Here is a 6049-nt window from a genome sequence, read left to right as displayed (position 1 = left end):
CGTTGGCGCCGGCGACGGAGGCTGCCGCGGGACCTCCCATCGCCCGCCCGGCCAGGGTCGCCAGCCCCAGTTCGCTGAGCAGGCTCGACTGACTCTCTGCCGCCATCGTGGGGGCGACGTCGCCGACGCCAGCCGACACCAGTGCCGCGGTCGTGCGGAATTCCGGTGCGGCCGAGGACCATCCGGTCGGCGCCGAGAATGCGCCGACCGACGCCGCGCGGCCCATGCTGGCCGTCACCACCCCCGGGCCGAAGCCCGGCGGACCGATCGGTGTCATATATGACGCGAAGCCACCCGAGAACGGCCCCAGCAGCGGCGACAGCACTCCGCTGATCGGCGGCGTGCCGCCAAGTATTGCGGCGACGCCCGCAGTGTTATGCGATATACCCCACAACCCCGACGCGAGGATCCAATAGCCTGCGGGCCCGGTGGCCAATAATCCAAGCAAGGTGTAGGGACCGGTGAGGGTGTGGACCACGTCTGTGAGCTTGGAATAGAGGTTGACCAGGTTCGTGAAGGCGCTGCCCAAAGGGTTGGCGGTGGCCGCGGTTGCCATGCTCTGCAACGTGTTCGGCATCAACGACGTCAGCTGCGCCACATGCGCCGAGGCGTTGGACCCGACCGCCTGAGCCGCCGCCGCCGACTGGGCCGCTGCCGCGCCCGCCTTCGTGGTTTGCGGGGGCTCGGTGAACGGGGTCAGCTTGATCGCGGCGGACGACGTCCCTGCGTAGGAGTACATGGTGGCAGCGTCTTGGGCCCACATCGCGGCATAGTGCGCTTCGGTGGCCGCGATCGCCGCGGTGTTCTGGCCCAGCAGGTTGGTCGCGATCAGGGTCGCCAGCAGGCTGCGGTTGGCGGCGATCACCGGCGGCGGCACAGTGGCCGCGAACGCGGTCTCGTAGGCGGCCGCTGCCGCCCTCGCCTGCATCGCAGACTGCTCGGCCTGATCGGCGGTCCGGCTCAGCCACTCGGCATAAGGTATGGCTGCGGCTCCCATTGCCGCCGCCGACGGACCGTGCCAGTCACCGCTGACGAGATCCCATATCACCGAACTGTACGACGAGGCGGCCGAATACAGTGCGGTCGCCAAGGCGTCCCAGGCTTCAGCCGCCGCGAGCGTCGGTCCGGGCCCTGCGCCCGAATACATTCGCGCCGAATTGATCTCCGGCGGGATTGCCCCAAAATCCATACCGCGTGACCTCTTTCATAATGCGGGACAACGGCCTTCATCAGCGCCACGGCGAACAACCGCCCAGGTGACCTGCTTGTGAATGGGGCCGCTGCCGGGGATTGGGATTTACTGGCAGCGTCTGATCGATCCGACACCGGTTCGACGGGGAGCCCCCATCGAGCGGCTTGACCCCGCGAACCAGGTGGCTACGAACCGCGCTCACACCACGGACGGTTCATGCGGCCTTCGGGGTAAGCCTGGCGGATTGTGTCGACGTGCGGACATACCGCTGCCAGGTCGGCACCGCGGACAGGGCATAGGCCGCTAAGTCGCCAGGAAGACCCCGCAGCGGTATCGACCGCAGTCCCGTAGCCGGCACGACGAAGCAGCACGCGGCGAAGGGTATAGGCGCTGTCTGGAAATTCACCGAGTAATACCTGGAAGTTCCTGGGAACCGCCATCAGGCAGTCGAATTCGTGATGGCCTACGCGCAATTATGAACGTGACACGATGCAATCACTAACGCGATCCGATATAATTTCGGGCAGCAATCCCACTATCGGTTGCGACATATTTCGGCCGGGTCAAACGCACGGGGGCGGCAGCGTTCAGCTGAGCCGGCCCCTGATCTGTAATCGCCGAGATAGCAAGGCGCCGAAGGCTTCCAGCCAGATCAGCCACCTTACCGGCAAAGGCCTTCACCATGTCGCGCGCAGCGACACCCCTATCCGCTGCGTGCAGCAACGCAGACAGTCACGGGACGGCATCGTCGAGTTCGTCGTTGTAGGTAGATGCGCACCGGGTGCGGCGTCCACCCACCGATGCTGTGAGACGACTACCTAATCCAGTTGATGTTGCTGGCAACCGCGCGCCGCCAGGAAATCACAAGTATCCATCCCCAGGCGGGTGTCGGTGATCCCACGCCGCCGGGGGAACCCGGTTGTGTCCGCGGGCGTTGTCGTTTCGTCGTGCGGGGCGATCCCGAAGTTGCGCTGCCGCCTTGGCCGGGTTATGGCCAACTGATTCCCCGCAATGCTGCTAAGCGGGCTCCGAGCCTGGCAGTAATGGGTGGCCGTCCCGCGCCGGCAACCCGGCCGCCGCTCGTTTGCCCCGGTTGCTTGCTTCCCGGGACCAAGCAGGTTATTCTCGGTGCTGTCCAGCAATCGCAGCATCTGCGCCCGCATCAACACTGTGATGTCACTGGAAACCATCAATTCTTCTCGTGGACGACGGCCATCTAACGCCGCCGATGCGGGCGGTCACCGTTGACACGGTCGACGGCGGCACGCGCTCGGCGGTTCGGCTGAATGCAACGGATCCTCGCGTGACAGAACCGACGAGGAAAGAAAGGAAATCCGTGACCAATACGGACCTCATCACGGCTGACGACGGCGCCCGGCACCCACAGCTGCCGAATGCCCAAGACACTCCCGAGGCCTCCGGCCCGGGCCCCACCGCATCAGCGACAGTCAGCGAAGATGCATCTGCGTCGCCGGATGGCTCGGAGCCTGCCAAGCCCGACTCAGGCACAGCGCCGTACGGTTCGCTGTCCGCGATGGTGCTGCCCGAGCTGCGCGCGCTGGCCAACCGGGCCGGCGTCAAAGGCGCCGCGGGCATGCGCAAGAACGAGCTGATCGCCGCGATTCGGGAAAGTGGCGGCGACGACGGCGGGCACGAAAGCCGGACCGCGCACAGCGCCGCTGATGCACCCGATCGGGAACGGCGCAGCGCCGGCCGCGACGCGGGAGCACCCAGCACCGACGCCAGCGAAGAGAACCACCAGAACAACCGGGACAAATCGAGCGGGCAAGCCGATCACCCCGGCGGCCGGGACACCACCGCCAAGACCGACGAACCTAGCCGAACCACCAGCGGTGAGCAGGACAAGCAGACCCAGGATCAGCAGAACCAGGGGCAGCAAAATCGCGGCCAGCAGGACCAGGACGACGGTGATGGGCGCGGCAGCCGGCGCGGACGCCGGTTCCGCGACCGGCGGCGGCGCGAACGACCCGGGGACGGCGGTGATGCCGAACTGCGCGAGGACGACGTCCTGCAGCCGGTTGCCGGCATTCTCGACGTCTTGGACAATTACGCGTTCGTGCGCACCTCCGGGTATCTGGCCGGTCCAGGCGACGTCTACGTCTCGATGAACATCGTCCGTAAGAATGGGCTGCGTCGCGGTGACGCGGTGACCGGAGCGGTGCGGGTGCCGCGCGAGGGTGAGCAGCCCAACCAGCGGCAGAAGTTCAACCCGCTGGTGCGGCTGGACTCGGTCAACGGCGGCTCCGTCGACGACGCCAAAAACCGTCCCGAGTTCAACAAGCTGACCCCGCTGTATCCCAATCAGCGGTTGCGGCTGGAGACCGCGACGGAGAAGCTCACCACCCGGATCATCGATCTGATCATGCCGATCGGGAAGGGCCAGCGTGCCCTGATCGTGTCGCCGCCCAAGGCCGGCAAGACCACAATCCTGCAGGACATCGCCAACGCGATCACTTGCAACAACCCCGAATGCCACCTGATGGTGGTGCTGGTCGACGAGCGTCCCGAGGAAGTCACCGACATGCAGCGCTCGGTGAAGGGCGAAGTGATCGCGTCGACGTTCGACCGCCCGCCCTCGGATCACACCCAGGCCGCCGAGCTGGCGATCGAGCGCGCGAAACGCCTCGTCGAACAGGGTAAGGACGTGGTGGTGCTGCTCGACTCGATCACCCGACTGGGTCGTGCCTACAACAACGCCTCGCCGGCGTCCGGCCGGATCCTGTCCGGTGGTGTGGACTCCACCGCACTGTACCCGCCCAAGCGGTTCCTGGGTGCGGCCCGCAATATCGAGGGGGGCGGCTCGCTGACCATCATCGCCACCGCGATGGTGGAGACCGGGTCGACCGGTGACACGGTGATCTTCGAGGAGTTCAAGGGCACCGGCAACGCCGAGCTCAAGCTGGACCGCAAGATCGCCGAGCGCCGCGTGTTCCCCGCCGTCGACGTCAACCCGTCGGGTACCCGCAAAGACGAACTGCTGTTGTCGCCTGACGAGTTCGCCATCGTGCACAAGCTGCGTCGCCTGCTGTCGGGTCTCGACCCGCACCAGGCCATCGACCTGCTGATGAGCCAGCTGCGCAAGACGAAGAACAACTACGAGTTCTTAATGCAGGTGTCCAAGACGACGCCGGGCGCTTCGGATAACGACTGACCATCCGGACAACCGGTTTTACAGTGTTGAATTGTGGCGGAGACGATCCAGCAACTGCTGCGCGAGCATCTGCACGATCCCGCGCCGGCGGTCAAGTATGGCGACCGGGTGTGGACCTGGGCTGAACACCTGGCCGACGCGTCCAGCTATGCGGCCGCACTGATCGGGGTCGCCGACCCGCGTCGGCCGCTGCACGTCGGTGCCCTGCTGGGCAACACGCCACAGATGCTCACCGCAATGGCCGCCGCTGCCCTCGGCGGTTACGTGCTCTGCGGTATCAACGACACCCGCCGGGGCGCTGCGCTGGCCCGCGACATCGGCAAGGCCGACTGCCAGATCCTGCTCACCGACCCCGCGCATCGCGGCCTGCTCGACGGGCTGGGCCTGCCCGGGGTTCGGGTGCTCGACGTCACCGGTGACCAGTGGACCGCGCTGCTGGCAGGCGCGCAGACGCTGGTCGCGCATCGCGAAGTCGCACCGACCGACACCTTCATGATGATCTTCACCTCCGGCACCAGCGGCGAGCCCAAGGCCGTCCAACTGCCCCACCGGGCCGTGCTGTTCGCCGGCAGCACGCTCATCGAGCGTTTCGACGTCGGTGCCCGCGACGTCTGCTACCTGTCGATGCCGCTGTTTCACTCCAATGCGGTGCTGGCCGGGTGGAGCGTGGCGGTGGGCGCCGGTGCGGCGATGGCGCCGGCGACGTTCTCGGCGTCGCGGTTGCTTTCCGACCTGCGCCACTACGGGGCGACGTTCATGAACTATGTGGGCAAGCCGCTGGCCTACGTGCTGGCCACGCCCGAACGGCCCGACGATCACGACAACCCGCTGCGGGTGGCGTTCGGCAACGAGGCCAGCGACCGCGACATCGCCGAATTCTCCCGCCGCTTCGACTGCACGGTGTGGGACGGCTTCGGCTCCACCGAGGGCGCCATCATCATCACCCGCGAAGACGGCTGCCCGCCGGGGTCACTGGGTAGAGGTTTCCCGGGTGTGAGCATCTACCACCCGGACACGCTCACCGAGTGTTCACCGGCGACATTCGATGACGACGGCGCCCTGGCCAACCCCGAGGAAGCGATCGGCGAACTGGTCAACACCTCCGGCGCCGGCCTGTTCGCCGGCTACTACAACGACCCCGAGGCCACCGGCGTCCGGATGCGGCACGGGATGTTCTGGTCGGGGGATCTGGCCTACGCCGACGCCGACGGCTGGATCTACTTCGCCGGCCGCAGCGGGGACTGGCTGCGCGTCGACGGGGAGAACATGACGACCGCACCCATAGAACGCATCCTGGCGCGGCAGGCGTCGGTCAGCTATGCCGCGGTGTACGCCGTCCCCGACGAAGACGGCGTCGGCGATCAGATCATGGCCGCGCTGGTGTGCCACGACGGCGCCGGGCTGACACCCGAGCAATTCGGTGCCTTTCTGGCCGACCAGCCGGACCTGTCACCCAAGGGGTGGCCGAAGTATGTCTGGCTCACCGACAGCCTGCCGATGACGGCGACCAACAAGATCCTCAAGCGGGAGTTAAGCGCCCGCGGCGCCGCCCCCGACGGCGGTGTGCTGTGGACTCGTGGCGGCAACCGCAGAACTTATGTCGCCGTCGATCGCCCGGGAGGCGGGCGTTTTGAGGTGAGGGTGGCTGACCTGGCATAATCGGCCATCGAATCGAGTTCTAGGCT

At 66.7% G+C, this 6049-nt stretch carries 3 protein-coding genes; 2 read left to right on the top strand and 1 reads right to left on the bottom strand.

Going from position 1 to position 6049, the window contains the following annotated elements; all coding sequences use genetic code 11:
• A partial coding sequence (locus AC2VON_RS11210; RefSeq protein ID WP_486953026.1) for a PPE family protein occupies positions 1 to 1189 on the bottom strand: 1189 nt, incomplete at its 3' end.
• A gap of 1339 nt (positions 1190 to 2528) precedes the next feature.
• Between AC2VON_RS11210 and rho the strand changes: the two genes are divergently transcribed.
• Positions 2529 to 4364: a transcription termination factor Rho gene (rho, locus tag AC2VON_RS11205; RefSeq protein ID WP_486953025.1), complete on the top strand. Its 1836-nt coding sequence runs from the start codon at positions 2529 to 2531 to the stop codon at positions 4362 to 4364.
• Positions 4365 to 4397: 33 nt separating this feature from the next.
• Entirely contained in the window at positions 4398 to 6023 is a 1626-nt protein-coding gene (gene fadD1, locus AC2VON_RS11200; RefSeq protein WP_486953024.1) for a fatty-acid--CoA ligase FadD1, read from the top strand.
• The last annotated feature ends 26 nt before the right edge of the window (positions 6024 to 6049 follow it).

This window comes from Mycobacterium sp. TH-M82, from assembly GCF_057473605.1.
The sequence above is the reverse complement of the archived record's forward strand: the minus strand, read 5'-3'. Positions and strand labels throughout refer to the sequence as shown.